At 74.6% G+C, this 26,983-nt stretch carries 23 protein-coding genes and 1 pseudogene; 12 read left to right on the top strand and 12 right to left on the bottom strand.

All coding sequences use genetic code 11. The features are described from left to right. Positions 1-29: 29 nt before the first annotated feature. The 6 genes from ACGFS9_RS11275 to ACGFS9_RS11250 form a co-directional block, all read right to left on the bottom strand. Positions 30-1,082, bottom strand: a complete 1,053-nt coding sequence (locus tag ACGFS9_RS11275) for a hypothetical protein (RefSeq protein WP_393252276.1) — start codon at positions 1,080-1,082, stop codon at positions 30-32. Between the two features lie 90 nt (positions 1,083-1,172). Then, the gene (locus ACGFS9_RS11270) at positions 1,173-2,435 is read right to left on the bottom strand and encodes an aromatic acid exporter family protein (RefSeq protein ID WP_393252275.1); all 1,263 of its coding nucleotides are present in this window, start codon (positions 2,433-2,435) and stop codon (positions 1,173-1,175) included. A 314-nt stretch (positions 2,436-2,749) separates the two neighbouring features. Continuing rightward, positions 2,750-4,108: a GH1 family beta-glucosidase gene (locus ACGFS9_RS11265; protein WP_393252274.1), complete on the bottom strand. Its 1,359-nt coding sequence runs from the start codon at positions 4,106-4,108 to the stop codon at positions 2,750-2,752. 29 nt (positions 4,109-4,137) lie between these two features. Beyond that, positions 4,138-4,977: a carbohydrate ABC transporter permease gene (locus ACGFS9_RS11260; protein ID WP_393252620.1), complete on the bottom strand. Its 840-nt coding sequence runs from the start codon at positions 4,975-4,977 to the stop codon at positions 4,138-4,140. Between the two features lie 28 nt (positions 4,978-5,005). Beyond that, entirely contained in the window at positions 5,006-6,007 is a 1,002-nt protein-coding gene (locus ACGFS9_RS11255) for a carbohydrate ABC transporter permease (RefSeq protein WP_393252272.1), read from the bottom strand. Between the two features lie 14 nt (positions 6,008-6,021). Beyond that, the gene (locus ACGFS9_RS11250; protein WP_393252271.1) at positions 6,022-7,338 is read right to left on the bottom strand and encodes an ABC transporter substrate-binding protein; all 1,317 of its coding nucleotides are present in this window, start codon (positions 7,336-7,338) and stop codon (positions 6,022-6,024) included. 167 nt (positions 7,339-7,505) lie between these two features. Between ACGFS9_RS11250 and ACGFS9_RS11245 the strand changes: the two genes are divergently transcribed. Both ACGFS9_RS11245 and ACGFS9_RS11240 read left to right on the top strand, forming a co-directional pair. Then, the gene (locus tag ACGFS9_RS11245) at positions 7,506-8,822 is read left to right on the top strand and encodes an ROK family protein (RefSeq protein WP_393252270.1); all 1,317 of its coding nucleotides are present in this window, start codon (positions 7,506-7,508) and stop codon (positions 8,820-8,822) included. 141 nt (positions 8,823-8,963) lie between these two features. Beyond that, a complete protein-coding gene (locus tag ACGFS9_RS11240; RefSeq protein ID WP_393252269.1) occupies positions 8,964-9,194 on the top strand; it encodes a hypothetical protein in 231 nt (76 codons plus the stop codon). Positions 9,195-9,343: 149 nt separating this feature from the next. Here the strand turns inward: ACGFS9_RS11240 and ACGFS9_RS11235 are convergent, their stop codons facing one another. Together ACGFS9_RS11235 and ACGFS9_RS11230 are read right to left on the bottom strand one after the other, a co-directional pair. Continuing rightward, positions 9,344-10,303, bottom strand: coding sequence for an SDR family NAD(P)-dependent oxidoreductase (locus ACGFS9_RS11235; RefSeq protein ID WP_393252267.1), 960 nt, complete (start codon positions 10,301-10,303; stop codon positions 9,344-9,346). A gap of 387 nt (positions 10,304-10,690) precedes the next feature. Next, positions 10,691-11,719, bottom strand: coding sequence for a PHP domain-containing protein (locus ACGFS9_RS11230; RefSeq protein ID WP_393252266.1), 1,029 nt, complete (start codon positions 11,717-11,719; stop codon positions 10,691-10,693). A gap of 188 nt (positions 11,720-11,907) precedes the next feature. On the opposite strand from ACGFS9_RS11230, the gene ACGFS9_RS11225 reads away from it, so the two are divergent. From ACGFS9_RS11225 to ACGFS9_RS11215, 3 genes are all read left to right on the top strand, one after another. Then, positions 11,908-12,144, top strand: a complete 237-nt coding sequence (locus tag ACGFS9_RS11225) for a hypothetical protein (RefSeq protein WP_393252265.1) — start codon at positions 11,908-11,910, stop codon at positions 12,142-12,144. A 402-nt stretch (positions 12,145-12,546) separates the two neighbouring features. Further along, a complete protein-coding gene (locus ACGFS9_RS11220; RefSeq protein WP_393252264.1) occupies positions 12,547-13,452 on the top strand; it encodes a universal stress protein in 906 nt (301 codons plus the stop codon). A gap of 45 nt (positions 13,453-13,497) precedes the next feature. Next, positions 13,498-15,882 carry a glycoside hydrolase family 65 protein gene (locus tag ACGFS9_RS11215; protein ID WP_393252262.1) on the top strand — a complete coding sequence of 795 codons (2,385 nt, stop codon included), beginning with the start codon at positions 13,498-13,500 and terminating at the stop codon, positions 15,880-15,882. Here ACGFS9_RS11215 and ACGFS9_RS11210 read toward each other — a convergent pair. Continuing rightward, positions 15,863-16,393, bottom strand: coding sequence for a universal stress protein (locus tag ACGFS9_RS11210; protein WP_393252260.1), 531 nt, complete (start codon positions 16,391-16,393; stop codon positions 15,863-15,865). The genes ACGFS9_RS11215 and ACGFS9_RS11210 overlap by 20 nt on opposite strands. A 204-nt stretch (positions 16,394-16,597) precedes the next feature. On the opposite strand from ACGFS9_RS11210, the gene ACGFS9_RS11205 reads away from it, so the two are divergent. The 3 genes and pseudogenes from ACGFS9_RS11205 (at position 16,598) to ACGFS9_RS11195 (ending at position 20,568) form a co-directional block, all read left to right on the top strand. Further along, positions 16,598-19,282 (top strand): GNAT family N-acetyltransferase, encoded by a 2,685-nt coding sequence (locus tag ACGFS9_RS11205; RefSeq protein ID WP_393252258.1) that lies wholly within the window; start codon positions 16,598-16,600, stop codon positions 19,280-19,282. A 12-nt stretch (positions 19,283-19,294) separates the two neighbouring features. Further along, positions 19,295-20,028: pseudogene (locus ACGFS9_RS11200) on the top strand (CBS domain-containing protein). 30 nt (positions 20,029-20,058) lie between these two features. Next, on the top strand, positions 20,059-20,568 hold the full coding sequence (locus ACGFS9_RS11195; RefSeq protein ID WP_393252256.1) for a flavodoxin domain-containing protein: 510 nt from the start codon (positions 20,059-20,061) through the stop codon (positions 20,566-20,568). A 348-nt stretch (positions 20,569-20,916) separates the two neighbouring features. On the opposite strand, the gene ACGFS9_RS11190 is transcribed toward ACGFS9_RS11195, so the two are convergent. The 3 genes from ACGFS9_RS11190 to ACGFS9_RS11180 are packed head-to-tail and all read right to left on the bottom strand — an operon-like array spanning position 20,917 to position 22,898. Further along, entirely contained in the window at positions 20,917-21,621 is a 705-nt protein-coding gene (locus ACGFS9_RS11190; RefSeq protein ID WP_393252254.1) for a response regulator, read from the bottom strand. A 57-nt stretch (positions 21,622-21,678) separates the two neighbouring features. Further along, a complete protein-coding gene (locus ACGFS9_RS11185) occupies positions 21,679-22,407 on the bottom strand; it encodes a CBS domain-containing protein (protein WP_393252252.1) in 729 nt (242 codons plus the stop codon). A 26-nt stretch (positions 22,408-22,433) separates the two neighbouring features. Next, entirely contained in the window at positions 22,434-22,898 is a 465-nt protein-coding gene (locus ACGFS9_RS11180; RefSeq protein ID WP_393252251.1) for a cyclic nucleotide-binding domain-containing protein, read from the bottom strand. Between the two features lie 246 nt (positions 22,899-23,144). Here ACGFS9_RS11180 and ACGFS9_RS11175 point away from each other — a divergent pair, with 246 nt between their 5' ends. From ACGFS9_RS11175 to ACGFS9_RS11160, 4 genes are all read left to right on the top strand, one after another. Further along, positions 23,145-24,050 (top strand): universal stress protein, encoded by a 906-nt coding sequence (locus tag ACGFS9_RS11175; RefSeq protein ID WP_393252249.1) that lies wholly within the window; start codon positions 23,145-23,147, stop codon positions 24,048-24,050. Between the two features lie 46 nt (positions 24,051-24,096). Then, positions 24,097-24,906, top strand: coding sequence for a universal stress protein (locus ACGFS9_RS11170; protein WP_393252248.1), 810 nt, complete (start codon positions 24,097-24,099; stop codon positions 24,904-24,906). A 184-nt stretch (positions 24,907-25,090) separates the two neighbouring features. After that, positions 25,091-25,711 (top strand): hypothetical protein, encoded by a 621-nt coding sequence (locus ACGFS9_RS11165; protein ID WP_393252246.1) that lies wholly within the window; start codon positions 25,091-25,093, stop codon positions 25,709-25,711. Between the two features lie 189 nt (positions 25,712-25,900). Further along, on the top strand, positions 25,901-26,971 hold the full coding sequence (locus tag ACGFS9_RS11160) for a zinc-dependent alcohol dehydrogenase family protein (protein ID WP_393252245.1): 1,071 nt from the start codon (positions 25,901-25,903) through the stop codon (positions 26,969-26,971). Positions 26,972-26,983: the final 12 nt, after the last annotated feature.

Here is a 26,983-nt window from a genome sequence, read left to right as displayed (position 1 = left end):
GACGCGTCCGGCGCGACGCCGGCCGCCGGTCACCAGTCGCCGTCCCCGACCGGCTTGCCCGGCGGGTCCCCCAGCGGCCTCACCTGGTGGGGCGCCGGCTGCTGCCAGGGCTCGTGGTCGTCCCCCAGCCAGTCGCCGACCGGCTCGACCGCGCCCAGTTCCTCGGCCGGCGCGAGATCCGCGGCGGCATCGTCGTAGTAGTCGAACCAGGGCAGGCCCGCCCGGGTGTACGCCGCGCGGTCCACCGGGGACGGCGGCGGGGCCTCGCCGGTGATCCGGCGCCACTGCGGAGGCGTCACGAGGTGGACGAACACCCGCCCCGCGGGCGTGCCGGACCACGCCCCGACGGGCCGGTCGTCCGCGTACACCTCCTGGCGCAGCGCACCGCCGACGCCCAGGCCCATCGCCGGCGCGCTGCGCGCCCGCGGCGCGCCCGCCGCCGCGGGGGCGGCCCCCGCGGCGGGCGGCGCGGCCATCGGCAGGCACGGGCCGCCGTGGCCACTGAATGGCGCCGGCATCCGGCGCGCCCGCCGCGCCCTGCGTTGCTCCTCCCGCCACGCGGCCAGCTCCCGGTCGTTCAGCGGGAACGACTGGAGCTGCACGCCGCCCCACACCTCCTCGCCGGTCACCTGGCCCTCGACCGTCGCCCCGAGACCCAGCGGGACCGCCACGAACTGGCGGACCGTGCCCTTCCCGGAGTTGATCCCGTCGAGCCAGGGCTGCCGCGGCAGGACCACGTAGTTCTGCGGGTCGTGCGCGGGCCGGGAACTCCACGGGCGGCCGGAGACGGCACACACCTTGCCCACGCCCACCTGGAGCGCGGCCGGTTCCGTCGAACCCGCGAAGGAGAGCCACATCGCCTCGCGCAGGTACACCGGCAGCATCACTCCGCCGCGCGCCCGCCACTGGGCGGGCACCCGGTCCGCGTGGTCCTCGACCCGCCGGACCGGGAACTCCCCGAGCCCCGGCGGCAGCGCGTGCGTCCCCGTCTCGGGCAGCCGCAGCGTGCGGATGAACCGCACCTGCACCCCACCCGGCAACAGCAGCGCGTTCCCGTCGATCCGTACCGTGTCCCCGGTCATCCGCCCGCCCCTCGTCGTGTCGCTCGGTCACCGGGCGCCCGCACGGCGGCCCCCGCCCCGCGCGAGGCCCGTCCCCTCGCAGGCAACCTCTCAGCTGGAACGACCGGAGACGGCCGAACGGTTCCTGCTCCGGCGCAGCCGCGACGGCAGCCGCAGCCGGCGCCGCAGCCGTGCGAGCCCCGGCCGCCTCTCGCGCGCCTCGCGCCCGCTGCGGTCCAGCTCCTCCAGGAGCCGGCGCGTGCGGTGCTCGGTGTCGAGTTCGTCGATGATGCGGGTGGCCTCCGTGAGGACCGCTCCGTGCAGCTGCCACTGGCGCGGGTCCCGGCGGACCTCGTCGAGGAAGAGCCCGGCCAGCTTGTCCCGGGTGCCGGCCGCCGTGACCAGTTCCGCGCTGAGCCGTTCCTCGGCGCTCTCCGCGCTGCGGCTGACGTCCGTGGTCACCAGGACGGCGAAGCTGACGATCGCGTCGGCCATCTGGGACAGCAGTTCCTCCAGCACGGCGCCCGCGTGCGGATCGAACAGGGGCTCCGGCTCCCGCTCCTTGGCCAGGTCGGTCAGACTGCGGGCGAGTACCCGCAGCACCACCGTGCAGATCTCCAGGGTGTCCAGGCCGGTGCGCAGGACGACCCGGTGCAGCAGGCCCTCGCGCACGCGCGGGTTCAGTTTCAGACTGTCCTCGGCCTGCCGCAGCGCCGCGTCCACCGAGGCGATGTCGTGGTCGAGGCGGCGCGCCTCGTGCAGCCGTTCTGCCGCCACCCGGAAGGGGGTGCGCCCGGCGGCCTCCTCGCCGACCCGCAGCATCAACTGCCGCATCCGGCGGGCCAGATCCTCGATCGACTCCCCGGCCACGCCCACCCACACGGGGGGAGCCAGCACGAGGTTGCAGGCGAGGCCCACCACCGCGCCGATCAGGGTCTCCAGCACGCGGGCCCACGCGGTGTCCCCGACCCGGGTGACGCCGAGCACCAGCATCGCGCTGATCGCCACCTCGGGCACGAACTCGCTGACCCGGACCAGGTGGCCCACGCTCAGCGAGGCCAGGATGATCAGCCCGAGACTCCACCAGGTCAGCCCGACCAGACTGCTGAAGCCGATGGCGATGACCACGCCCACCACCACGGAGTTCACCCGGCGGAAGGCGGTGGTGATCGTCGAGTACAGGGTGACCTGCACGACGAGCAGCGCCGTCAGCGGGGCGGTCAGCGGCGCGGGCTCGGGGCTGAGATGCACGGCCACCACGTAGGCGAGGGTCGCCGCGAACGTCGACCGGAGCGTCTGCACGACCACCGGCTCCCGACGCCGCTCGACGATCTTCGCGACGGACGCCGCCCACTCACCACGTGCCTCTTGCATCTCTTGGGCCTTCCCCTTTCGCAGCTGCACGAACGTTCCCCTCGCGGACCGTATCGGTCCGCAAGCCGTTCGACGCGGTGCCGGCGTCCGGCCGGAGCGCCTCGGAGAACACCAGGATGGGCGACGCGGAGCGCGCCGAACCGCTGACACGCTCCCGCCCGACCCGGTCGGCGCCCGGGTCGGGCGGCGGCAGCGGTTCCGCGTGCGACGACAACGGTCCGGACGGGCGGGCGCCCACCCGTCCGGACCGTTGTCCGGACATGCGGGTGGCGCGGCTCCCGGTCGAGCCGCGCCACCCGGGGTCGTACCGGCCGTCAGGCCGCGCTGCGCCCCCGCGCGCGGTGCTCGCGGACGATCTCCGCGTAGCGGTGCCCGCTGCCCTTGATCGTGCGCTTTTGCGTCGTGTAGTCGACGTGCACCAGACCGAATCGCTTGTCGTACCCGTAGGCCCACTCGAAGTTGTCCAGCAGGGACCACGCGAAGTAGCCGGCCAGCGGGACGCCCTTGCGGACCGCGGAGGCGCAGGCCGCCAGGTGCTGCTCCAGGTAGGCGGTGCGCTCCGGGTCGTCGACGGTGCCGTCCGGCCGGACGACGTCCCGGTAGGCGGAGCCGTTCTCGGTGATGTACAGCCTGCGGGCGCCGTACTCGTGGGTGAGGCGCAGCAGCAGGCGCTCGATGCCCGCGGCCTCCACCTCCCAGTCCATGGCGGTGCGCGGGACGCCGGGCCGGTGGATCGCGCGGACGTGCGGGGCCGGTTCGGCCGGGTCGTCGGTGACGACGGACGGGAAGTAGTAGTTCAGGCCCAGCCAGTCCAGCGGGGCGGCCATCGTCTCCAGGTCGCCCGCCACCTCGGGCAGGTCGACGCCGTACAGCTCGACCATGTCGGCGGGGAACCCGCGGCCGTGCACCGGGTCGAGCCACCAGCGGTTGGTGTGCCCGTCGAGCCGCAGGGCCGCCGCGACGTCCTCGGGCCGGTCCGACGCGGGCCGGATGTCGGACAGGTTGTTGACGATGCCGATCCGCGCCCCCGGCACGGCGGCGCGGATCGCCCGGGTGGCGAGGCCGTGGCCGAGGAGCAGGTGGTAGGAGGCGCGGACCGCGGCCGTGAGGTCGGTGAGGCCCGGCGCCATCCGGCCCTCCAGGTGGCCGATCCAGGCGGAGCACAGCGGTTCGTTGAGGGTGGTCCAGTGCTTGACGCGGTCCCCGAGCCGCTCGGCGACCACGGCCGCGTACGCCGCGAAGTGCTCCGCGGTGTCACGGACCGACCAGCCGCCCCGGTCCTGGAGCACCTGCGGCAGGTCCCAGTGGTAGAGGGTGACGGAGGGGGTGATGCCCGCCTCCAGCAGCCCGTCGATCAGCTCGTCGTAGAAGGCCAGTCCCTTGGCGTTGACCGGTCCGTCGCCCCCCGGCACGACGCGCGGCCAGGCCACGGACAGCCGGTAGGCGTTGGTGCCGAGCCGGCGCATCAGGCCGATGTCCTCGCGCCAGCGGTGGTAGTGGTCGCACGCGGTGTCCCCGTGGTCGCCGTTGTCGATCGTGCCGGGGGTGTGCGAGAAGGTGTCCCAGATCGAGGGGGAGCGGCCGTCCTCGCTGACGGCGCCCTCGATCTGGTAGGCCGACGTGGCCGTGCCCCACAGGAAGTCCTCGGGGAGGGCGGCAAGGTCGATGGTCACGAAAGTCCCTTCGTCATCGATGGAGGAGGTCACTTGACGGCTCCCGCCGTCAGTCCGGCGACGAGATAGCGCTGGAGCAGTAGGAAGCCGGCGACCACGGGGACGCTGACGACCAGTGAGGCGGCCATGATCTGGTTCCAGTACACGTCGTTGAGCGTGGAGTAGCCCTGGAGCCCGACGGCGAGCGTGCGGGTGGCGTCGTTGGTCATCACCGACGCGAACAGCACCTCGCCCCAGGCGGTCATGAAGGCGTAGACGGCGACGGCGACGATGCCGGGGATCGCGGCCGGCACGACCACCCGGAACAGCGCCCCGAGCGGTCCGCAGCCGTCCACCAGCGCCGCCTCGTCGAGGTCGCGCGGCACCGAGTCGAAGTACCCGATCAGCATCCAGATGGAGAACGGCAGCGAGAAGGTCAGATAGGTGAGGATCAGACCGCCGCGCGAGCCGAACAGGGCGATGCCGGTGGCGTTGCCGATGTTGACGTAGATCAGGAACAGCGGCAGCAGGAACAGGATGCCGGGGAACATCTGCGTGGACAGCACGGTGACCGTGAAGACGCGCTTGCCGCGGAAGTCGTAGCGGCTGACGGCGTACGCGGAGAAGACGGCGATGACGACCGAGCAGGCCGTGGCCGCGCCCGCGACGATCAGCGAGTTCACGAAGTAGCGCGCCAGCGGCACCGTCGACCAGATGTCGATGTACGGCCGGACGGTCAGACCGCTGGGCAGCCAGCGGAACTTGCCCGTGACGTCCGCGAGCGGCTTCAGGGAGCTGGAGACCATGACGTACACGGGCACCAGGACGAACCCGGTGAGCAGCGTCAGGAAGATCCCCCGGGACCACTGGAAGGACCGCGGCGGAGCCATCGGGGAACGGCGGGGTGCGGAGGAGGTGCTAGACATCGGAGGTCTTCCTTCCCCGGGAGGTCAGCAGCAGGTAGACGCCCGTGACGACGAGCAGGAACAGCAGCAGCAGGACGGACATCGCCGAGCCGGTGCCGAAGTTCCAGGTGACGAAGGACGCCTGGTAGATGTGGACCGAGATCAGGTCCGCCGCCTCCGGGGCCGTCTTGCCGAACAGGACGAACGGCGTGTTGAAGTCGTTGAAGGTCCACAGGAACAGGACCAGGACGAGGACCTGGTTGACCGGCCGCAGCGAGGGCAGCGTGATGCGGCGCATCTGCTGCCACAGGCCGGCGCCGTCCAGCGCCGCGGCCTCGTACAGCTCGCCCGGGATGTTCTGCAGGCCCGCCATGACGATCAGGAAGGCGAACGGCCAGCCCTTCCAGACCGACACGGTGAGCAGGGCGTAGAAGCTGTTGTCGCCGATCAGCCAGAAGGACGGCTGGTCGGTGAGGTGCAACTGGTCGTGCAGCACGTGGTTCACCAGGCCGTTGTCGTGCTGGAACATGAAGACCCAGGTGATGACGGCCGCGTACACGGGCAGCGCGTACGGCACCAGGAACAGCGCCCGCAGGACGCCGCGCCCGCGGAAGGCGTCCTGCATGAAGACCGCGGCGGCCGTGCCGACGAGCCAGCACAGACCGACCGAGAGCAGGGTGAAGACGACGGTGACGAGGAACGAGTGCAGCAGCGCCCGGCCGACCGGGGCGTCGAAGTCCACCGACACCGAGTAGTTGTCGAAGCCGGACCAGGGCGCGGTGCCCCAGTCGCGGATGTAGAACTGGGTGAGCTCCTTGAAGCTCATCACGATGCCGATCACCATCGGCACCAGATGGACCAGGAGTTCGAGGAACAGGGCCGGCAGGAGCAGCAGGTACGGCAGCCCGATGCGCTTGATCCGCCCGGTGCGGCGCGGGCCGCGCGCCGCACCGGGGGAGTCCGTGCGCACCGACCGCTCGCCGGGACCGGCGGAGGGGGCGGTCGTGGTGGTCATCGAGGTTCCCGCACTCACTTCTTCGGCATCTGCTGCTGGGCCTTCTCGAGCTTGGCCTTCACCGACGCGGTCGTGACCGCGCGGCCGGCGGCGGCGTCGGCGAACAGCTCCTTGACCGCCGTGCCGACCGCGGTCTCGAACTGGGACTCGTCCGCGACCTGCGGAAGGGCCGCCGCGCTCGTGGCCAGGGTGTCCTTGAGGACCGCGTTCGCCGGGTCGGTGAACGGCGCGACGTCCTGGGCCGACTTGACCGGCGGGATCGAGCTGTACGCGGTGTTGAGGATCTTCTGCTCGGCGTCACTCGTCAGGAACTTCACGAACTTGGTGGAGCCGTCGAGGTTCTTGGTGTTCTTGAACACCGCGAGGTTGATGCCGGCGACCATGGAGTTGGTGTTGGCGCCGGTGCCCGGGGTGCCGGACTGCACCGGCACCGGTGCGATGCCGTACGAGTCGGGGTCCATGCCCTGCGACTTCAGGTTGGCCGCCGCGGACTGCCACAGCAGCATCGCGTTCTTGCCCTTGGCGAAGTCGCTGACCGACTGGTTCTGGGCGTACTCGGCGTTGCCCGGGGCGATGATCTTGTCCTTCGCCATCAGGTCGACGTACTGCTTGACCGCGGCCACCACGCCGTCGCCGGTGAAGTCGGCGGTGCCGTCGGGCTTGAAGAACTCCGCGTCGTGCTGCTTGGCGAAGACGAACGCGTGGTGGACGTTCTCCGACACGTTGGCGCCCTCGGCGCCGATCGCCCACGTGCCGCCCTTGGAGAGCTTCTTGCCGTCCGCGACCAGTTCGTCCCAGGTGGCCGGCGGGCCGTCGATCCCGGCGTCGGCGAACATCTGCTTGTTGTAGTAGAGCGCGTAGGCCATCGAGTACAGCGGCACCGCGGCGGGGTCCTTGCCCTCCGCGCCGGTCGACCCCATCGCGGAGTCGACGAAGCGGTCCCTGCCGCCGATCCTGTCGAAGTTCTTCGCGTCCCACGGCAGCAGCGCACCGGTCGCCTGGAGCGAGGCGCTCCAGGTGTTGCCGATGTTGAGCACGTCGGGGCCCTGACCGGACGTGGTCGCGGTGAGGATGCGGTTCAGCAGGTCGGACCAGGGAACCACCTCCAGCTTGACCTTGATGCCGGTCTGCTTCTCGAACTTGGCGAGTTCGGGGGCGAGCACCTTCTTGTCGACGGCGATGCTCGCGCCCTGGTTGGACGCCCAGTACGTCAGCGTCTTGGGCGAGTCGTTCGACCCGCCGCCGTTCGACGAGCCGCCTCCGCAGGCGGTCGCGGCGGTCAGCAGGGAGATGGTGACCGCACCGGCGGCCGCGGCTCGGATTCTGCGCATGGCTGCGTATGTCCCTTTCCCGGAGGGAGCCGCGAGGAGCGCGGGCGTTCACGTCCCGAACGATCCTCATGGCTTAATTTAGGACGTGAGTTAAGACCCCGAAGAAAGTCGCGTCAAGGGATCGCACAGGGGTATCTTGCAGGTCGGGCAGGCCGGAAGGGAATCACATGGCGGCGCGGAACGGTCGGACGGTGCGTGACCTGCGACGGGGCAACCGCACCGCCGTACTGCAACGGTTGTATTTCGACGGGCCGATGAGCCGCTACGAGCTCGGTCCCGCCACCGGACTGAGCTCCGGCTCCGTCAGCAACGTGGTCGCCGAACTCGTCGCGGACGGGCTCGTGGAGGAGGCGGGCAGCGTCGACTCCGACGGCGGCCGGCCGCGCACCCTGCTGCGGGTGGTGCCCGGCAGCGGCCACATGATCGGCGTGGACGTGGGCGAGACCCGGGTACGGGTCGAGCTGTTCGACCTCACCCTCACCGAACTCGCCCGCGTCGAGCGCCCGTTGGAGCGGCACGGGTACGACCGGCCGCTGCGGGCCCAGGGGTACGACGTCGACGTCATCGTCGGGCACATCCGCGACGGGATCGCCCGGGTGCTCGCCGAGGCCCGCGTCGCCCCGCACCAGCTCCTCGGCGTCGGCATCGGCGTGCCCGGCATCGTCGACCGCACCCCCGAACGCGGCGCGGTCGTGCACGGCCAGACCATCGGCTGGGACGCGGTGCCGCTGGAGTCCCTGCTCCGCTCCGCCTGCGAACTCCCCGACGACGTGCCGTACTTCGCCGACAACGGCGCCCGCACGCTGGGCCAGGCCGAGATGTGGTTCGGCGCCGGACGCGGCGCCCGCAACGCGGTGGTCGTCCTGTTCGGCTCCGGTGTCGGCGCCTGCCTGGTCACTGACGACGTGGAGAACGGCCGCTCCGTGGAGTGGGGGCACCTGACCGTACGGGTCAGGGGGCGCCGCTGCCGCTGCGGTTCGCTCGGCTGCCTGGAGGCGTACGCCGGCGCCGAGGCGCTGCTGGACCGCTGGCGCGAGGAGGGCGGTCACCCGCCGGAGGGCACCGACGAGGAGACGGCGCTGACCGCGATGCTCGCCGCCGCCTATCCGCCGGAGGGCACCGCGCCGGACCCCGTCGCCCTCGCCGTGCTGGAGGAGACCGCGGAGTACCTGGGGGCCGGACTCTCCGACCTGATCAACCTCTTCCAGCCCGAGCGCATCCTCATCGGCGGCTGGGCCGGCCTCCAGCTCGGCTCCCGCTTCCTGCCCGCCGTCCGCCGCCACGCGATCTCCTACTCGCTGCGCTATCCCGCCCAGCGGGTCACCGTGGACCTCGGCCGGCTCGGCCCCGACGCGGTCACCGTCGGCGCGGCGATCCTGCCCCTCGCCGACTTCTTCGCCCGCGGCGGCCGGCGCGCCGAGCCCGCGCCGACGGGCCCGTCACCGGCGTGGCGGGCGGCCCTGGAGGAGCGGGCGCCGCACTGACGTCCGTACCGCCCGGGGGCGAGCGGCCGGGGCGCGGCTCCTGTTTCGGGCGGGGCCGCCGTGGTACCCGGCTCCGGTCCGGAGGCGGCCCGCCCGGCGGCGGGCACGCCGTGCCGATCCGAACCACGAACGGAGTGCGCCGTGAGCGACGACCTTCCGCGAGCCCCCGGTGAGACCCCTCACCCGATACCGCGCGACCTGCCCGATCAGCAGGCCCGGGATGGCGACGACCCCTGGGAGGTCGTCTCGGGGGAGGGCGGTCCGGCGACGGACGTGCCCGCCGCCGACGAGGCGGGCAGCGCCCGCCGGGGCGCTGCCGGCGAGGACTCCGCCCCCTCCGCCGACCCCGGCCCCCAGGAGTCGACGGACTGAGCCACCGGTCCCGGGTACGGCGCCCGCGGCGGGTCCGGGGCGGGCGGCCCGGGTGAGCCGGGGCGCCGCCGTGCACCGCCGTGCACGCGCAGGGCCCGATCCCGCGGCGGGCCGCGGACGACCCGCCGCGGTCCGCCACCGGGAGGGGATCAGGCGAACGCGTTCACGCCGGTCAGCTCCGCCGACAGCGCCCACAGCCGCCGCGCCTCCTCGGCGTCGGTGGCGTACGGCTTGACGCCGCCGCGGGGGCCGTCCTCCGACGCGGGCTCGGCGACGTCGCAGTCCTCCAGGTACAGCCCGCCGAGGCCGTCGAGCTGCGGGGAGGTCGCGGCCCACACCTGGGTGGACGCCCCCTGCTCCGGCGTCTTGAACAGGTCGGGGTGCAGCACCTCGCCGTTCTCGTCGATCCAGCCCCGGTCGACCATCTCCTCCTTGGCCAGGTGCCGCTGCAGCGGGGTGAGGATGCCGCCGGGGTGCAGCGCGAAGGCGCGGACCCCCGCGTCCTTGCCGAGCCGGTCGAGTTCCACGGCGAACAGCACGTTCGCCGTCTTGGCCTGCCCGTACGCCTGCCACTTGTCGTAGCCGGTCCGCCACTGCACGTCGTCCCAGCGGATGCCGGAGAGGTGGTGGCCGGTGGAGGAGACCGACACGACCCGGGCGCCGCCCGGTGCCAGCGCCGGCCACAGGCGGTTGACGAGGGCGAAGTGGCCGAGGTGGTTGGTGGCGAACTGGGCCTCCCAGCCGGGACCGACCCGGGTCTCCGGGCACGCCATGATGCCCGCGCTGTCGATGACGATGTCCACGGTGCGGCCGGAGGCGAGGAAGCGTTCGGCGAAGGCCCGGACGCTCTCCAGGTCGCCGAGGTCCAGCGTGTCCGTCTCGACTCCGTCGATGCCCTCCAGTGCCTCGCGGGCGGCGTCGGGACGCCGGGCGGGCACCACCACGTGGGCGCCGGCCCGGGCCAGCGCCCGGGTGGTCTCCAGGCCGATGCCCGAGTAGCCGCCGGTCACGATCGCGAGCTTGCCGGAGAGGTCGATGCCCTCCAGGACCTCGTCGGCGGTGGTCTTGGCGCCGAAACCCGAACCGATGGTGTGCTGTGCAGTGCTCATGTCCCGAACGCTACGAATTGGAGCGGACTCCAAGTCAAGCGGACGCGGCCGGCGGGGTGGGGGGCGCGGCCCGGGCGGGACGGGGCGCGGCGCCGGAGACGGTTGCGGAGCCGGGGGCCCGCGTGGGCGGACGGCGGCGGGAGTGGCGCGCGGGAGGCACGGGAAAGGCCCCGACCGGACGGGGGAATCGCGGTCGGGGCCGTCTGTGGGTGGGCACGGATGGCGGTCGCCTCTCGGCGGAATGCTCCACAGGGCTTCAGCCGAACGATCGTCCCTGTGGGCGGATGGTGAGGCCCGGGGACACTGTCCCATCCGCACCCACGAGTCGTTCAACGGGAAACTACCGGTCGGTGTTCCTCGGGGGGACTTCTTGCGCGGTGATGTGCGTCACGTCCCCTCCGGGGTCCGGCGCGTGCCGGTCCAGGCGAGCAGATCCTCCGCGCCCCACGTGGTGACCACCCGCTCCGCGGGCACCCCGCACTCCTCGGCGCGGTCGCATCCGTAGCTCTGCCAGTCGAGTTGCCCGGGCGCGTGCGCGTCGGTGTCGATCGCGAACAGCACCCCCGCCGCGACGGCCGCGCGCAGCAGCCGGCGCGGCGGGTCGAGGCGTTCGGGACGGCTGTTGATCTCCACGGCCGTGCCCGTCTCCGCGCAGGCCGCGAAGACGGCGTCCGCGTCGAACGCGGACTCCGGACGCCCGCGTTCGCCGAGCAGCCGACCGGTGCAGTGCCCGAGCACGTCCGCGTGCGGGTCCCGGACGGCGGCGATCATCCGGCGGGTCATGGACGCCGCGTCCATGCGCAGCTTGGAGTGCACCGACACCACCACGACGTCGAGCCGGTCCAGCAACTCCGGCTCCTGGTCCAGCGAGCCGTCGTCGAGGATGTCGCACTCGATGCCGGTCAGCAGCCGGAACGGCGCCCACCGCTCGTTCAGCTCCGCGACGACGTCCAGCTGGTCCCGCAGCCGCTCGGGCGACAGGCCGCGCGCCACGGTGAGCCGGGGGGAGTGGTCGGTGAGCACCGCCCAGGAATGACCGAGCCGGGCCGCGGTCCGGCCCATCTCCTCGATCGGGCTGCCGCCGTCCGACCAGTCGGAGTGCAGGTGGCAGTCGCCGCGCAGCCGCTCGCGCAGAGCCGTCCCGCCTTCGGTGAGCGGCCCCCCGGCCTCCCGCTCCACCCGTTCCAGGTAGCCGGGCACCTCGCCCGCCAGCGCCTCCCGGACGACCTTCGCGGTCTTGGGGCCCACGCCCTTGAGCCGCTCCAGCGAGCCGTCCCCCGCACGCCGGAGCACCTCGTCGGCGGGCAACGCGGCCAGCACCGACCGGGCCGTGCGGAACGCCCGCACCCGGTAGGTGGGGGCCAGGCTCCGCTCCAGCAGGAACGCGATCCGGTCCAGCGCCTCCAGGGGGTCCATCGGCACCTCCTCGCCGCCGCCCGGGCCGGCCGCTCCCTCCAGGGTTGCCCACCCGCCGCGGGACCGCACGACGGGCGCGCACCGGGGCCGCCGCAGGGCGGAGCCCCCCTCCATCGGACGCCGCCGGGGGCGGCCTCCGGTCGTCCCCGCGCCGCGCTCACCCGCGGCAACCGCTCTACGATCTAGCCATGACGGAAAGCTCGAGCCCTTACATCTCCCGCCCCCGGATCATGGTGCTCGGGGTGCAGCCGGGCACGCCGCCGTTCCGGATCATGGAGATCGACGGAGAGATGGTCGGCGAGGCGAAGGCCATCACGGACGTACTGGAGTACGCCGCCGCGTACGGGATCACCGTGAACGACCTGGACGACCCCGACGTGGTCCGCTGGGTGGGCGGCGACAAGCTCACCTGGGTACCGCGCTGAGGCAGGGGCCGCGGCCCGGGGGCCCCCCCCCGCGCCGGCCGGGCGCCCCGCCCCCCCCCCCCCCCCCCCCCCCCCCCCCCCACCCCCCCCCCCCCCCCCCCCCCCCCCCCCCCCCCCCCCCCCCCCCCCCCCCCCCCGGGGGGGCCGCGGGGGCGGCGGGGGGCGGGGCGGGCCCCCCCCCCCCCCCCGCGGCCGGTCCGCCGGCGCACCGCCCCTGGCCCGCGGCCTCCGTCCGTCCCGCCCCCGCCCACCGCAACCGGTGGCCGGTGCCGCCGGCCACGCCTTCGGCGGGAGCGGCCGGGGGCCGAACGGGCCCCGGCGCGGGGACCAGCGGCCCCCGCGCCGGGTCCGAGCCGCTGCGGCACTCTGGAGGGGGACCCCCGACCTCCGGAGGTGGAGACCATGCGCCGCACCGTCACCGTCGGCCTCGACGGCTCGCCCGAGAGCATCGCCGCCGCCGAGTGGGGGGCCCGCGAGGCGGAGCTGCGCGGACTGCCGCTGAGGCTGGTCCACGTCACGGCGCCCGGTCCCGACCCCCTCGCGCAGGCACCCCTGCTCGCCGCCGAGACCCGGCAGGAGTGGGCCGAGCGGATGCCCCGGGAAACTGCGGAGGACCTCGGTGCCCGCCACCCCGGCACCGACGTCGTCGTGGAGCGGCACGAGGGCCACGCCGCCGAGATCCTCGTCTCGACGGCCGCCGACACCGAGGTGCTCGTCCTCGGCTCCCGGGGGCTCAGCGAGGTCGGCGGCTTCATGATCGGCTCGGTCGGACTGGCCGTCGCGGCCCACGCCGGCTGTCCGGTCGTCCTGGTCCGCGAGCCGTCCTCGCCCCCCGAAGGGCAGCCGGCGGGGGACGAGGGGACCGCCGCCGCCCCGGGCCGCTGCCTGCCCGTCGTCCTCGGACTGGACACCGGGGAGGCGCACGACGCGCCGGCCGGGTTCGCGTTCGAGGCCGCGCACCGGCGCTCGGCCGCCCTGCGCGTCGTCCACGCGTGGAACGAGCCGCCCTACATCCAGTACGGCATGCCCCCGGACCTGGCCCTGCGGACCCGGCTCGCCGCACAGGACGCCGCCGCGGTGACGGCCGCGCTGCGCCCGTGGCGGGAGAAGTACCCGCAGGTCGAGATCGTCCAGGACTCCCTCTCCGGCAAACCGGCCGGCCACCTGGTCGACGCCTCCCGCGAGGCGTCGCTCGTGGTGGTGGGCCGCCGCGCCCGCCGTACCCCGCTCGGCGCCCATCTCGGTCCCGTCGCGCACGCCGTGCTCCACCACTCCAGCGCGCCCGTCGCGGTGGTCCCGCACGACTGACCGCCGGCTCTGCCCGCATCGGCTTTCACGGCGAAGGGCTGTGGCATGCAGGACCCGACCTGGGACTACGAGGGCTACGACCCGGCGCAGGAACGCCTGCGCGAGTCGCTGTGCACCCTCGGCAACGGCTACGTCGCGACCCGCGGCGCGGCCCCGGAGTGCGCCGCCGGCCCGGTGCACTACCCGGGGACGTACGCGGCGGGCTGCTACGACCGGCTCACCTCCGAGGTGGCGGGGCGCAGCGTCGAGAACGAGGACATGGTCAACCTGCCCAACTGGCTGCCGCTGCGCGTGCGCACCGACACCGGGCACTGGCTCACCCCCGACACGCACCCCCCGCTCGACCACCGTCTCCGGCTCGACCCCGCCACGGGGACGCTGGAGCGCGTCACCCGCTACCGGGACGAGGAGGGACGCCTGCTCCTGCTGCGGCAGCTGCGGCTCGTCCACATGGCCGATCCGCACCTGGCCCTGCTGCGGACGCAGGTGACCGCGCAGGGCTGGTCCGGGCCGATCGAGATCGAGTCGGCGCTCGACGGGACGGTCGCCAACCGCGGGGTCGACCGGTACGCCACCCTCGCCTCCCGCCATCTGACCGATCTGCGCACCGGCCGGCGGGAGCCGGACATCGACTGGCTCGGCTGCCGCACCGCCACCTCGGACATCCGCGTCGTCCTGGCCGCCCGCACGGTCGTCGACGCGCCGGCCGCGACCGCCGCCACCGGCACCGGCACCGCCGGGCGGGCCGCCCGGCTGCTCCGGCTCACCGTGCGCGACGGACGCACGGTGACCGTGGACAAGACGGTCGCGCTGCACACCTCCCGCGATCCGGCGATCAGCGACCCGCTGTCCGCCGCCGTCGACCGCGTCCGGGAGGCGGCCGGCTTCCCGGAGCTGCTCGACAGCCATCGCACCGCGTGGCGCCACCTGTGGCGCAACGCCGAACTGGACGTGCCGAACAGCGCGGGTCCCGTCCTGCGCCTGCACCTGTTCCACGTCCTGCAGACCCTGTCCCCGCACACCGCCGACCTGGACGCCGGCGTCCCGGCACGCGGCCTGCACGGCGAGGCGTACCGGGGCCACGTCTTCTGGGACGAGCTGTTCGTTCTGCCGTACCTGAACCTGCACTTCCCCGAGGTCTCCCGCGCCCTGCTGACCTACCGCCACCGGCGCCTGGAACGGGCCTGCCGGGCGGCGAGGGACGCCGGGCGCACCGGCGCCCTGTACCCGTGGCAGAGCGGCAGCGACGGACGGGAGGAGGCGCAGCAGGTGCACCTCAACCCGCGTTCCGGCCGCTGGCTGCCCGACCACTCCCGGCTCCAGCACCACGTGGGGTCGGCGATCGCGTACAACGTGCTCCAGTACTGCGAGACGAGCGGCGACACCGGGTTCCTGCACACCAGGGGCGTCGAGATGCTCGCGCAGATCGCCCGGTTCTGGGCGGCCACCGCCGTCTACGACGACGGCCTCGGCCGGTACCGGATCCGCGGGGTCATGGGCCCCGACGAGTACCACGACGCCTACCCCGGTGCCGCCCGGCCCGGCCTCGACGACAACGCCTACACCAACGTCACCGCCGCCTGGGTGCTCGCCCGCACGCTCGGCGTGCTGCGCGCGATGCCCGAACTGCCGCGCCGGGACCTCTTCGAGCGCACCGGGCTCGACGCCGCCGAACTGGATCTCTGGGAGCGCGTGTCGCGCGGCCTGCACGTGCCCTTCCACGCCGGTGTCGTCAGCCAGTTCGAGGGCTACGGCGACCTGCGGGAACTCGACTGGGCGCACTACCGGAGCACGTACGGCGACATCCGCCGCCTGGACCGCATCCTGGAGGCCGAGGGCGACACCGTCAACCGCTACCAGGCGTCCAAGCAGGCCGACGTCCTCATGCTCGGCTATCTCTTCTCGCCCGCGGAACTGGGCGGGCTGTTCCGCAGGCTCGGGCACGACATGGACGACCTGCTGTGGCGCCGCACGGTCGACCACTACCTCCGGCGGACGAGCCACGGCTCGACACTGAGCAGCCTGGTGCACGGCTGGGTGCTGGCGCGGACCCGCCGCGGCGAGGCGTGGAGCCACGTCCACGAGGCGCTGCGCGGCGACATCGCCGACCTCCAGGGCGGCACCACGGGGGAGGGCATCCACCTCGGCGCCATGGCCGGCACCCTCGACCTCGTCCAGCGCGGACTCACCGGGCTGGACGCCCGCGACGGCGTGATCCGGCTGGACCCCGTCCCGCTCCCGGAACTGTCGGAGTACGGGTTCGCGATCCGCTACCGGGGCCACCGGGACATCCGGATGCGCCTGGCACCCGGCCGGCTCACGGTGAGCGTGCCGGAGTCGGACGCCGACCCCATCGACATCGCACTGCCCGGACGCACGGTCACCGTGGCGCCGGGCGAGTCCTGCGCGCTCACGTTGCCCGACCGGTGACGCCCGGACGGGGGCGCGTCCCCGCACGATCCCGGTCCCCGGGCCCCGGCGGTGCCGGCTCGGGGACCACCGTCACCGGGCACCGCGCGTGCCGCAGCAGGTGGCGGAACGCCTCCCCCGGCGAGGTGCCGGAACAGCCCACCACCACGAGCCCGGCCGTCTCCGAGGCGTGCACGAGCGCCACCTGCGGGCTCTGGAGCCGCACGTCCGGGTAGACCGCCACGTCCGGGTACACCGTCCGCCACGGCCGCAGGGCGTCGGCCAGCAGCTGCTCCTCCTGGTCCTCCCACGCCCCGCGGTCCTCCTCCGGCACCCCGAACGGCAGCGCGCGCAGCGCGGACGCGGGAGGGCGCCAGGCATGCACGGCGTGCAGCACCACCCCGCGCCGCCGCGCGGCGGCGAACGCCAGGCGCGTGGCGGCGTCGCACGGACGGCGGGCGTCGATACCGAGCACCACCGGCCCCGGCCGGTCCCCGCCGACCCGCCCACCCTGTCCGATCGGCTGCCCCATGGCACCTCACCCCTCCTGCCGCGTACGGGAGTTCACCCGGACACCTTCCACCGGACGGCGGCGCCGCGCACAGGGGCCGGACGGAACCCGCGCGGCGGGCCGCGGGGGGGCCGGTCGGCCCCCGCGACGCACCCGGTCAGCCCTTGGGACCGCCCCCGGGCCGGCGGATGCTCGGAGTGCCGACGGGTTTCGAGGAGGCCGGTGATGACGGACGACGACCGCCCCGCGGTGCACGCCCTGCTCCAGGACGGCACCACGGTGTCCATCCGTTCCGCCGGCACCGGCGACCACGAACGGCTGCGCGCCTTCTACGAGCGGATGTCCCCCGACAACCTGCGGCTCCGCTTCTTCGGGGCGAGCCGCCGCTCCGCCGAATCCGCCGCCGACCGGGCGTGCGCCGCGGCCCGGCCCGGCTACCGGGCGCTGCTCGCCGAGGCCCGCCACCAGGTGCTCGGGCTCGCCGAGTACGAGACCGCCGAGGACGCCGGCACCGCCGAGATCTCCGTCGCGGTCGCCGACGGCCTGCACCACCGCGGCGTCGGCACCCTGCTGATCGAGCATCTGGTGTCCGCCGCCCGCGCCGAGGGCGTGCACACCTTCGTCGCCGACGCCCTGGCGGAGAACCACGAGGTGCTGCGGCTGTTCGCCGACCTCGGCCTGCGCACGGCCCGCCGCTTCGAGGGCCCCGAGGTGCGCTGCACGATCGATCTCCGCCAGGACGAGAGGTACCTCGCGGCCGTGGAGCAGCGCGGCCGGGGCGCGGACGTGGCGAGCCTGGAGCCGCTGCTGCGACCGCGCACCGTGGCCGTGGTGGGCGCCGGAGGCGGCCCCGGCTCGGCCGGCCGGGCCCTGCTGCACCAGCTGCACGCCGGCGGCTTCACCGGCCGGCTCCTCGCCGTGCATCCCGGCGCCCGCTCGATCCTCGGGGTGCTCTGCCACCCTTCGGTGAGCGCCCTGCCGGCGACCCCGGATCTCGCCGTCCTCGCGGTGCCCGCGGGCGACCTGCCCGAGACCGCCGAGGAGTGCGGAAAGGCCGGCGTCCGGGCGCTGGTCGTCGTGACGGGCGGACTCGACCGCGATCAGGCCCGCGGACTGCGCGACGCCTGCCGCGCGTACGGCATGCGGCTCGTCGGCCCGGACAGCCTCGGGGTCGCCGACACCGACCCGGCGCTCCGCCTCGACGCCACGTTCGCCGCCGGGCACCCCCGCCCCGGTACCGCGGGCGTCGCGGCACAGTCCGGGGGTGTGGGCATCGCCCTGCTCGACGGGCTGTCCCGGCTGGGGATCGGCGTCTCCTCCTTCGTCGCGCTGGGCGACAAGTACGACGTCAGCGGCAACGACATGCTCCAGTGGTGGGAGGGCGACGGGCGCACCCGCCTGGCCCTGCTGCACCTGGAGTCGTTCGGCAACCCGCGGGCCTTCTCCCGCACCGCCCGCCGGGTCACCCGCCGCATGCCGCTGCTCACGGTCGACGCGGGCCGCACCGACGCCGGCCGCCGGGCCGCCGCGTCCCACACCGCGGCGGCGGCCACCCGGACGGCGACCCGCCAGGCCCTGTTCACCCAGGCCGGCATCACCGCGACCCGCTCGGTCGGTGAACTCCTGGAAACCGCCGCCCTCCTGCACGCCCAGCCCCTGCCGTCCGGCACGCGCGTCGCCGTCGTCACCAACGCCGGCGGAGCGGGCGTCCTCGCCGCCGACGCCTGCGCGGAGGCCGGCCTGGCACTGCCCGAGCCGACACCCGCGCTGCGGGACGACATCGCCGGTCTGCTGCCCGAGGGCGCCGCGCCGGGCAACCCCGTCGACACCGGTGCCGCCGTCACGGAGCGGCAACTGCGCGCCTGCGTGGACCGCGTCACCCGGTATCCCGGCTTCGACGCCGTCCTGGTGGTGCTGGTGCCCACGGCCGTCGCCGCGGCCACCGGCGACGATCTCGTGCGCGCCGTGACCGGCGGACCCTCCCACCGGGCGCGGACGATCGCCCTCGTACGGCTGGAGCAGGCGCTGCCCGTCGAACTGCTGCCCGCACAGGGTGGCGGCAGCATCCCGTCGTACGCCGAACCGGCCGCCGCCGCACGGGCGTTGGCGCACGCGGCCCGCCGCGCCGACTGGCTGAGCCGGCCCGCCGGAACGACGCCGGACCTCGACGGCGTCGACACCGAGCGCGCCCGGACCGTCGCCGAGACCTTTCTCGCCGCCCACCCCGACGGCGGCTGGCTCGATCCCCGCACCTGCGCCGAACTGCTCGACTGCTACCGCGTCCCGCAACTCGACTGGGCGTGGGCCGCAACCGAGGACGAGGCCGTCCTCGCCGCTGAACGCCTGCGCGGGCCCGACGGCCGGGTCGTCATGAAGGCCCACTGGCCCGGCCTGCTCCACAAGAGCGAACAGCGTGCCGTCCACCTCGACCTCCAGGGCGACGCCCAGGTGCGCGCCGCTTTCCGGGACTTCGAGACCCGCTTCGCCGGGCTGCTGACCGGGGTGGTCCTCCAGCCGCTCGCACCGCGCGGGACGGAGCTGTCCGCCGGCGTGGACCAGGACGAGGTCTTCGGCCCGCTGGTCCGGTTCGGGCTCGGCGGTACGGCCACCGAGCTGCTCGACCGCGCCGCCCGGCTCGCCCCGCTGACCGGGCAGGACGTCCACGACCTCGTCACCACACCGCGCGGCGCGCCTTTGCTGTTCGGCGCCCGCGGCGGCGGCCCGGTCGATCTCGAAGGGCTGGAGCAGACGCTGCTGCGGCTGTCCCGGATGGCGGGCGACGTGCCGCAGCTCGCCGAGGCCGACCTCGACCCGCTGCTCGCGACACCCGGCGCCGTCAGCGTCGTCGACGTCCGCGTCCGTCTGCTGCCGCGCCGCGCCCACGACCCCTACCTGCGCCGACTGCGCTGAGGAGGACCGGACATGAAACACGGCACGGTGGGTTCGGTGATGACGGCGGACGTCGTCCGGGCCACGTACGGCACCCCCTTCAAGGAAGTGGCGCGGCTGCTCGCCGAGCACGGCGTCAGCGGTCTGCCGGTCCTCGACGACGACGAGAAGGTCATCGGAGTGATCTCCGCCTCGGATCTGCTGGTCAGGCAGGCCGGGAGGCCCGGTCCCAGCGCGCCCCGGCGCTTCCGGCTCCGGCTGCCCGCCCGGGGCGTCCGGCGGCGGGCGGCCCGGGCACGGGCCCGGACGGCAGGGCAGCTGATGTCGGCGCCGCCCGTGACCGTCCACGCGGAGGCGTCTGTCGCCGAGGCGGCCCGCACCATGGCGCGGCACACGGTCCAGCGGCTGCCGGTCGTGGACGAGGAGCACCGGCTCGTCGGCATCGTCCCCGCCCCGACCTGCTCCGGGTCTTCCTCAGGCCGGACCGGGAGATCCGGTCCGAGGTGATCGGGGAAGTGCTCGGGCGCTCGCCCCGGCCGGTTGCGCGGACCGTGGCCGTGGCCGTCCACGACGGGGTCGTCACCCTCGAAGGGCGCGTGGAGCGCCGGAGCGAAGCGGAGATCGCGGTCCGCCTGGCGCGGCGGATCGACGGCGTCGTCGACGTCGTCGACCACCTCGCGTACCGCTTCGACGACGCCCGGCTGCCCCCCGCCGCGGGGGAGCGCACCGCGCACGCGGTGACCGACCCGGTCCCGCGCGAGAGATGAGGATGCGAGAGACGAGGAGGTGCGGCGGCGATGACACAGAACATCCTGGTCGCCTACGGCACGACCAACGGCTCCACACGGCGGATCGCCGAGACCGTCGCCGGTGTCCTGCGCGAGCGGGGCATGGCGGCCCGGGCGCTGCCGGCCGCGGAGGTGACGTCCCTGGAGCGCTACGACGCGGTCGTGGTCGGCGGCGGCCTGTACGGCGGTCGCTGGCACCGCGACTGCCGGGCCTTCGTGCGGCGCCACGCCCGTGCGCTGGCGGCGATGCCCGTCTGGTTCTTCAGCAGCGGCCCGCTCGACGCGACGGCGTCCCGGCGGGAGATCCCGCCGGTGCGCGGAGTGCGCCGCGCCATGGAGCGGCTCGGCGTCACGGAGCACGTCACGTTCGGCGGCTGCCTGGAGGAGGGGGCGACGGGCTTCATCGCGCGGCGGATCGTCTCGTCCGGGAAGGGAGGCGACTTCCGCGACTTCGCACGGATCGAGGCGTGGGCGGCCGGCATCGGCACGGCCCTGGAGACCGGGCGGCGGGCCGGGTGAGACGGCCCCCGTCCGGGCCGGGCGCCGCCCGCCGCGCGGCGGCACCGGCCCACGGCCGAGGGCCCGGCGACGTGCCCCGGCACGGCACGGCATGGAGGGGGCGGGGGCGGGCCTGGCAGGCAGGGAGAGAGCGGGCAGGGAGAGAGCGGGCGGGAGCGGGGGGCAGCCCCCGGCGACGGTCACCCGCGGCAGGGAAGGAGGTCCGGCGCGGGACCCGGTGATGTCGCGCGAAGCCGGGGCGGACCCGGCACGGAGCGGGTGGCGGGAACGGGGGCCGGGGGCCTCACCCCCGCGGGTCACGGCGTGGCCCGCGCGCTCCCCGCGCCCCCGGCGCGTGCGGCGGTGGCTTCAGTGCGAGGGCAGGTGGCCCGGGTCCTCGGGCTGGTCGAGCTGGCTGGCCAGCACCGCGGCCTGGACCCGCCGCTGGACGCCCAGCTTGGCGAGCAGCCGGGAGATGTGGTTCTTCACCGTCTTCTCGGACAGGTACAGCTTCCTGCCGATCTCCCGGTTGGTCAGCCCCTCCCCGATCAGCGCCAGGATGTCCCGCTCGCGGGGCGACAGGCTGGCCAGCTCGGGGGACAGGGCCGGTTCCTCGACGGGGTCCGCGCGCAGCCTGCTCATGAGGCGTGAGGTCGTCGCGGGGTCGAGCATCGACTGGCCGGACGCGACCGTGCGGACCGCCGAGACCAGGTCGGACCCCTTGATCTGCTTCAGCACGTAGCCCGCCGCCCCCGCCATGATCGCGTCGAGCAGCGCCTCCTCGTCGTCGAACGAGGTCAGCATCAGGCAGCTCAGCTCCGGCATCCGGCTGCGCAGCTCGCGGCACACGCCGATGCCGTCGCCGTCGGGCAGCCGCACGTCCAGGACGGCCACGTCCGGGCGGAGCGCCGGGCCGCGCACCAGCGCGTGCTCGACGCTCCCCGCGTCACCGACCACCGAGATGTCGGGTTCGGCGTCCAGGAGGTCCGTCAGACCCCGCCGCACCACCTCGTGATCGTCGAGGAGGAAGACCCGGATGGGGTCCTGTTCGGAGAAGGTGCGCGCCTCGGCCATGCCGACCCCTCGTTCGGTGGTGGGCCACGGTCCGCCGCGAACCCGCTGTGCCGACGATCATCGCGCGTCGAGGCCGGACGCACTAGGGCCGACCGGCCCCATACCCGCCTGCTCACTCTCCGACCGCCGTTGTCGAGCCTGCCCGGAATCCACCAGGTCGAATCGGACGTCCACCACGCCCTCGACCGCTCGGACCAGGCGGGCCGCCACCGGGACGAGGGAGGTGTCGCGGACCCGGCCGGTCAGGGTGACGACACCGTCCTGCACGTCGACGACGACCGGCGGCGAGGCGGTGCGGAAGAGGTAGGAGACGATCTCCCGGCGGACCTCCTCGGCGATGTCGTCGTCGCCGCGGAGGAACACCTTCAGCAGGTCGCTCCGGCTGACGACGCCTTCCAGGCCGCCGAACTCGTCCACCACGGGCAGCCGCTTCACCTTCGCGTGCGCCATGACGCGGGCCGCCTCCGCGAGCGTGGCGTCGGCCCGCACCGTGACCGGCGGCGTCGTCATCAGGTCCTCGGCGCTCAGTCCGCCGGCCTTGGCGAGGTCGGCGGCCCGCCGCACCTGGGTGAGCCGGTCGGGGTCGCTGTCGCGGAACTCCTCCTTGGGGAGCAGGTCCGCCTCGGAGACGACCCCGATCACCCGGCTCTCTCCCTCCACCACGGGCAGGGCGCTGACCTGCCACTGCTCCATCAGCTGCACGATCTCCTTGAAGCCGGCCCGGTGGCCGACGGCGGCGACGGTGTGGGTCATCACGTCGCTCACGATGTGCGGACTGCCGTGCACGGTGACTCCTCGGTCGGTGCGGACGGTCAGCGGGCGTCGCCGCTGCCGTAGGGGGCGTAGAGGTCGAGCAGACGGGTGCGGGCGGACTGGAGGCGGTGGGCGACGATGCCGCCGGCCCACTCGGCCACCGCCATCCCGAACTCGGGGTCGGTCCTGGCCAGGGCCCGCACCTCGTCGGCGTCGAACTCCCAGGCCCGGACCGGGGTCGTCGCCTCGGCCCCGAGATGCCAGGTGTGCGGGGCGAACAGCCAGGACCAGCCGACGAGTTCGTTGTGCCCGAGGATCTCGATGACGGCCGGGCGGCGGCCGGGCACCCGCAGGTCCAGCGCCACCGTGCCGGTCCGGATGATCCAGAACCGGTCGGCGCGCCGCCCCTCCTCGAACAGCCGGGTCCCCTCGGGGAACGACACCTCGCGGGCCAGCCGCAGCAGCCGCTCCCTGTGGTCGACGGGCAGCGCCCGCAGCATGGTGGTCGTGGGGGAAGCGTTCATGGTTCTTCCTCTTCCTGGCGCGATCCTTCCCCCACCAATGTCCGGCCGCCCGCCGCGCGCCGCCATGGGCCGCCCGGCCCCCGCCGCGTGCCGCATGGCGCCGGCCCGGGCCGAAGGTCCCGGCCGAAGGGCCTGCCCGGCCTCTGCTCCCGGCCCGGCGGGCGCAGCACGCTCGACGGGAGAGCGCGCGGACGGGCCCGAGCCGGCCCGACCCGCTGCCGCGGACCGCCGGAGGAGGCAGGGACCATGGTCGGTGATGTCACCGCGGGGGTGGACGGATCGCCGGAGAGCCGGGCGGCCGTCCACTGGGCCGCCCGGGAGGCGCTGCGCCGGGGCGCCGCACTGCGCCTGGTGCACGCCTGCGACCCGCACCCCCGAACCGCCCTGTCCCCTCGCGTCGGCTCGCGGAAGGAGGACGAGGCCCTCGAACTCGCCGCCCTGGCGCACGGGCTCCGGGCGGCGCACCCCGGTCTGAGCGTGGTGGAGCGCTGCCCCGACGCCGCTCCGGTGCCCGCCCTCCTGGCCGCGGCGGACGCCTCCGACCTGCTGGTCCTCGGATCGCGTGGGCTGAGCGGGCTCACCGGATTCGTCCTCGGGTCGATCGCGCAGCCCGTCGTGGCACGGTCGTCCGCTCCGGTGGTCCTGGTGCGGGCCGGGGCCGGCGACTGCGTGGAGCACTTCACCGCCTCCGACGGCGTCTCCCCGGACGAGGTGCCCCGGCTCCCGTACCGCGACGTCGTGCTGGGCCTGGACGTGGACCGGCCGTGCGACGAGCTGATCGCGTTCGCCTTCGAGGCGGCGCGGCTCCGGGGTGCCTCACTCCGCGTGATCCACGCCTTCGGCGCCCCGCACCTCTCCCCGTCCGTGGAGCACCTCGGCCGGGAGAGCGGCCCCGAGGTGCTCGCCGGTCACGAGAGCGCCGTGGTCGCCGCGCTGCGCCCCTGGTGCGAGAAGTATCCGCAGGTGCCCGTCGCCGTGACCGTGGTCGACGGCAGGCCGGCCGCCGAGGTGATCCGCGGGTCGGCGGACGCCGCGCTGCTCGTCGTCGGCCGCAGGAGGCGCCGGAGCCGGCTGGGGGCCCTGCTGGGGCCGGTGGCCCACGCGGTACTGCACCACGCCGACACGTCCGTCGCGGTCGTCCCGCACGACTGAGCCGCCGCGCCGCCGCGCGAGCCGACGTCCCAGGGGAGGCAGCAGCATGACGTCACGTCAGGTCGTGGTCGGGGTGGACGGCTCGCCGGGTTCGGTGCGCGCCCTGGATCGCGCCGCGCAGGAGGCGGAACTGCGCGGTGCCGCGCTGGACATCGTCTACGCGGTGCCGGACGCCGACGTCGCCGGGCCGGTCCTGGTGTCCTCGTCCCGGCGGGCGCGCTCGCGCCATCCGGGCCTTCGCGTCACGGCGCGCGCCGTGGTGGACGGCCCGGTCCGGGCCCTGGCCCGGCACGGCCGTAACGCCGAGCTGACCGTGGTGGGCTCGCGCGGGCTCGGCCGCTGCGGCGGCCTGCTCCTCGGCTCGGTGGGCCGCCGGCTCTCCGGGCGCCTGCGCGGCCCGCTCCTGGTCGTCCGCGGCGACCGGCCGCCGGACGGGGGAGCGGTGCTGCTGTGGTCCGCCGAGGAGTCGGCCGCGGACGCCGCCGCCTTCGCCTTCGCGGAGGCGGAGCGACGCGGGGTCGCGCTGCGCGTACGGGCCGCCCCCGCCCGGCCGCCGGGCGGTGAGCGTGCCCTGGCGGCGCGGGCCGAGCCGGGCGGGCCGCGGACCGGCCGTGGACCGGCGGCCCGCGACGCCGCCGCGCCCGGCGGCCACCCGGCGGCGACCGCCCGCGCGGGGTCCGCGCTGCCGGCGGCGACCGGGGGAGCGGGGCTGGTCGTGGTCGCCGCCGGCGGCGACCGGCCCGCGCGCCGGGCCGCCGCGGTCCGTGCCCTGCTCCGCCTCTCGCGCTGTCCCGTCGCCATCGTCCCCGAGACACGAGCGCGGGGCATACGTGATGAAGCGCCACAAATGCCGTGAAACAACAGGGTTGACGCTCCGTCAGGACCTTGTGTGGTCCTGTCCCGTGCTCGGATCGAGGGACGTTCGGCCCATCGGCCCGGGACCCGTGACCCCTGCGAACCGGGTTGCTCGCGAGAGATGGTGAGGGGGCGTCAGAGAGCCCCGAAGCACTTCGTCCGACTCCTTGGGAGGAACGAGCATCATGGCAGTCCACGAGCAGTCCCACCGGCACACGGGGTTCCGTCTTCCCTCCCTGCGCAGGACCCGGTCGGCACCGGCACCCGAGGCCGCCTCCGCGACCACCACGGCCGTCCGCGCCTACGCCCTGGCATCGCTGCGGCTGCTCACCGGATTCGTGTTCCTGTGGGCCTTCCTCGACAAGACCTTCGGCTTCGGCTACGCCACCCCCTCGGGCAAGGGCTGGATCGACGGCGGGTCGCCGACCCGGGGCTTCCTCGGGAGCGTCGCGGCCGGCCCCCTGCAGTCGACGTTCCACGCGTGGGCGGGCGACACCTGGGCGGACTGGCTGTTCATGCTGGGTCTGCTCGGCATAGGTCTGGCCCTGCTCACGGGTGTGGCGCTGCGGCTCGCCGCGGTGGCGGGCACGGTGATGATGGCGCTGATGTGGCTCGCCGAGTGGCCGCCGGCCCGGCACCTCGCGGACGGCTCGCCCAGCATGTCGACGAACCCGTTCGCCGACTACCACGTCGTCTACGCCCTGGTCCTCGTCGCCCTCGCCGCGGCCGGCGCGGGCGCCACCTGGGGGCTCGCCCGGATCTGGGAGCGCCTCCCCTTCGTGAGCCGCAACCCCTGGCTGCGCTGAACCACCGCCACCGGCCGCCCTCGCCCCGTCGCGAGGGCGGCCTTGCCGCACGTCGGGCCTGCTCCGCGAGGTGCGGGCAGGTCCCGGGCCGCCCGGACCCGCCCCGGGGACCGATCGGCCCAAGCGGTGCCGTGCGGCACCGAACGACGCTGGAAGGGACAGGTCAGGTCACGAGCCGAAGGGGTCGTCATGAAGGCACTGGTGTTCCACGGTCCGGGGAAGTCCGCCTGGGAGGACGTGGCGGACCCCGGCATCCTCGACGCCACGGACGCCGTGGTGCGCGTCGACACCACCACCATCTGCGGAACCGACCTTCACATCCTCAAGGGCGACGTACCCGAGGTGAAGCCGGGCACCGTCCTCGGGCACGAGGCCGTCGGAGAGGTGGTCGAGGTGGGGAGCGACGTCCGGACGATCCGGCCCGGCGACCGTGTCCTGGTCTCCTGCATCACGGCCTGCGGCCGCTGCCGGTTCTGCCGGGAGGGCGCCTACGGCCAGTGCCGCGGCGACGGCGGCTGGGTGCTCGGCCACCTGATCGACGGGACGCAGGCCGAGTACGTCCGCGTTCCGCACGCCGACCTCTCCACCCACCTGCTCCCCGGAACCCTGGACAGCAAGGACGCCGTCCTGCTCGCCGACATCTTCCCCACGTCCTACGAGGTGGGCGTGCTCAACGGCCGGGTCCGGCCCGGTGACACGGTCGCCGTCGTCGGAGCGGGCCCGATCGGGCTCGCCGCGATCGCCACGGCGCGCCTGTACTCACCCGAGCGGATCATCGCGGCGGACCTCGCCCCGTCCCGTCTCGACGCGGCCAAGCGGCTGGGCGCCGACGCGGTCGCCGCGGCGGGCGACGAGGCCGAGCAACTGGTCTCCGACCTCACCGAGGGGCTCGGCGCGGACGTCGTGATCGAGGCGGTCGGGGTCCCCGCGAGCTTCGAGGCGTGCACGCGCATGGTGCGGCCCGGCGGACACGTCGCCAACATCGGCGTCCACGGCAAGCCGGCCACCCTGCACCTCGAAGATCTGTGGATCAAGGACGTGACGATCACGACCGGTCTCGTCGACACCTCCTCCACCCCCACGCTGCTGCGCATGATGGCCGCCGGACGGCTCTCGGCCGGCTCGCTGGTCACCCACACCTTCCCGATGGACGCCATGGAGGAGGCGTACGACGTCTTCGGCCGGGCCGCGGACACCGGGGCGCTCAAGGTGGTCCTCGGCGGCCCGCAGCACGACGCCCTCGCGGCCCGGACGCCCTGACCGCCGGGCAGA

It is taken from the genome of Streptomyces sp. NPDC048566 (assembly GCF_043199735.1).
Classification (GTDB): domain Bacteria; phylum Actinomycetota; class Actinomycetes; order Streptomycetales; family Streptomycetaceae; genus Streptomyces.
The sequence above is the reverse complement of the archived record's forward strand: the minus strand, read 5'-3'. Positions and strand labels throughout refer to the sequence as shown.

Bases quoted from the DNA above. Each gene is read 5' to 3' on its own strand.
- ACGFS9_RS11275 (WP_393252276.1), bottom strand. From the start codon at position 1,082: ATGACCGGGGACACGGTACGGATCGACGGGAACGCGCTGCTGTTGCCG.
- ACGFS9_RS11270 (WP_393252275.1), bottom strand. From the start codon at position 2,435: ATGCAAGAGGCACGTGGTGAGTGGGCGGCGTCCGTCGCGAAGATCGTC.
- ACGFS9_RS11260 (WP_393252620.1), bottom strand. From the start codon at position 4,977: ATGGCTCCGCCGCGGTCCTTCCAGTGGTCCCGGGGGATCTTCCTGACG.
- ACGFS9_RS11255 (WP_393252272.1), bottom strand. From the start codon at position 6,007: ATGACCACCACGACCGCCCCCTCCGCCGGTCCCGGCGAGCGGTCGGTG.
- ACGFS9_RS11250 (WP_393252271.1), bottom strand. From the start codon at position 7,338: ATGCGCAGAATCCGAGCCGCGGCCGCCGGTGCGGTCACCATCTCCCTG.
- ACGFS9_RS11245 (WP_393252270.1), top strand. From the start codon at position 7,506: ATGGCGGCGCGGAACGGTCGGACGGTGCGTGACCTGCGACGGGGCAAC.
- ACGFS9_RS11235 (WP_393252267.1), bottom strand. From the start codon at position 10,303: ATGAGCACTGCACAGCACACCATCGGTTCGGGTTTCGGCGCCAAGACC.
- ACGFS9_RS11230 (WP_393252266.1), bottom strand. From the start codon at position 11,719: ATGGACCCCCTGGAGGCGCTGGACCGGATCGCGTTCCTGCTGGAGCGG.
- ACGFS9_RS11225 (WP_393252265.1), top strand. From the start codon at position 11,908: ATGACGGAAAGCTCGAGCCCTTACATCTCCCGCCCCCGGATCATGGTG.
- ACGFS9_RS11220 (WP_393252264.1), top strand. From the start codon at position 12,547: ATGCGCCGCACCGTCACCGTCGGCCTCGACGGCTCGCCCGAGAGCATC.
- ACGFS9_RS11215 (WP_393252262.1), top strand. From the start codon at position 13,498: ATGCAGGACCCGACCTGGGACTACGAGGGCTACGACCCGGCGCAGGAA.
- ACGFS9_RS11210 (WP_393252260.1), bottom strand. From the start codon at position 16,393: ATGGGGCAGCCGATCGGACAGGGTGGGCGGGTCGGCGGGGACCGGCCG.
- ACGFS9_RS11205 (WP_393252258.1), top strand. From the start codon at position 16,598: ATGACGGACGACGACCGCCCCGCGGTGCACGCCCTGCTCCAGGACGGC.
- ACGFS9_RS11195 (WP_393252256.1), top strand. From the start codon at position 20,059: ATGACACAGAACATCCTGGTCGCCTACGGCACGACCAACGGCTCCACA.
- ACGFS9_RS11190 (WP_393252254.1), bottom strand. From the start codon at position 21,621: ATGGCCGAGGCGCGCACCTTCTCCGAACAGGACCCCATCCGGGTCTTC.
- ACGFS9_RS11180 (WP_393252251.1), bottom strand. From the start codon at position 22,898: ATGAACGCTTCCCCCACGACCACCATGCTGCGGGCGCTGCCCGTCGAC.
- ACGFS9_RS11175 (WP_393252249.1), top strand. From the start codon at position 23,145: ATGGTCGGTGATGTCACCGCGGGGGTGGACGGATCGCCGGAGAGCCGG.
- ACGFS9_RS11170 (WP_393252248.1), top strand. From the start codon at position 24,097: ATGACGTCACGTCAGGTCGTGGTCGGGGTGGACGGCTCGCCGGGTTCG.
- ACGFS9_RS11165 (WP_393252246.1), top strand. From the start codon at position 25,091: ATGGCAGTCCACGAGCAGTCCCACCGGCACACGGGGTTCCGTCTTCCC.
- ACGFS9_RS11160 (WP_393252245.1), top strand. From the start codon at position 25,901: ATGAAGGCACTGGTGTTCCACGGTCCGGGGAAGTCCGCCTGGGAGGAC.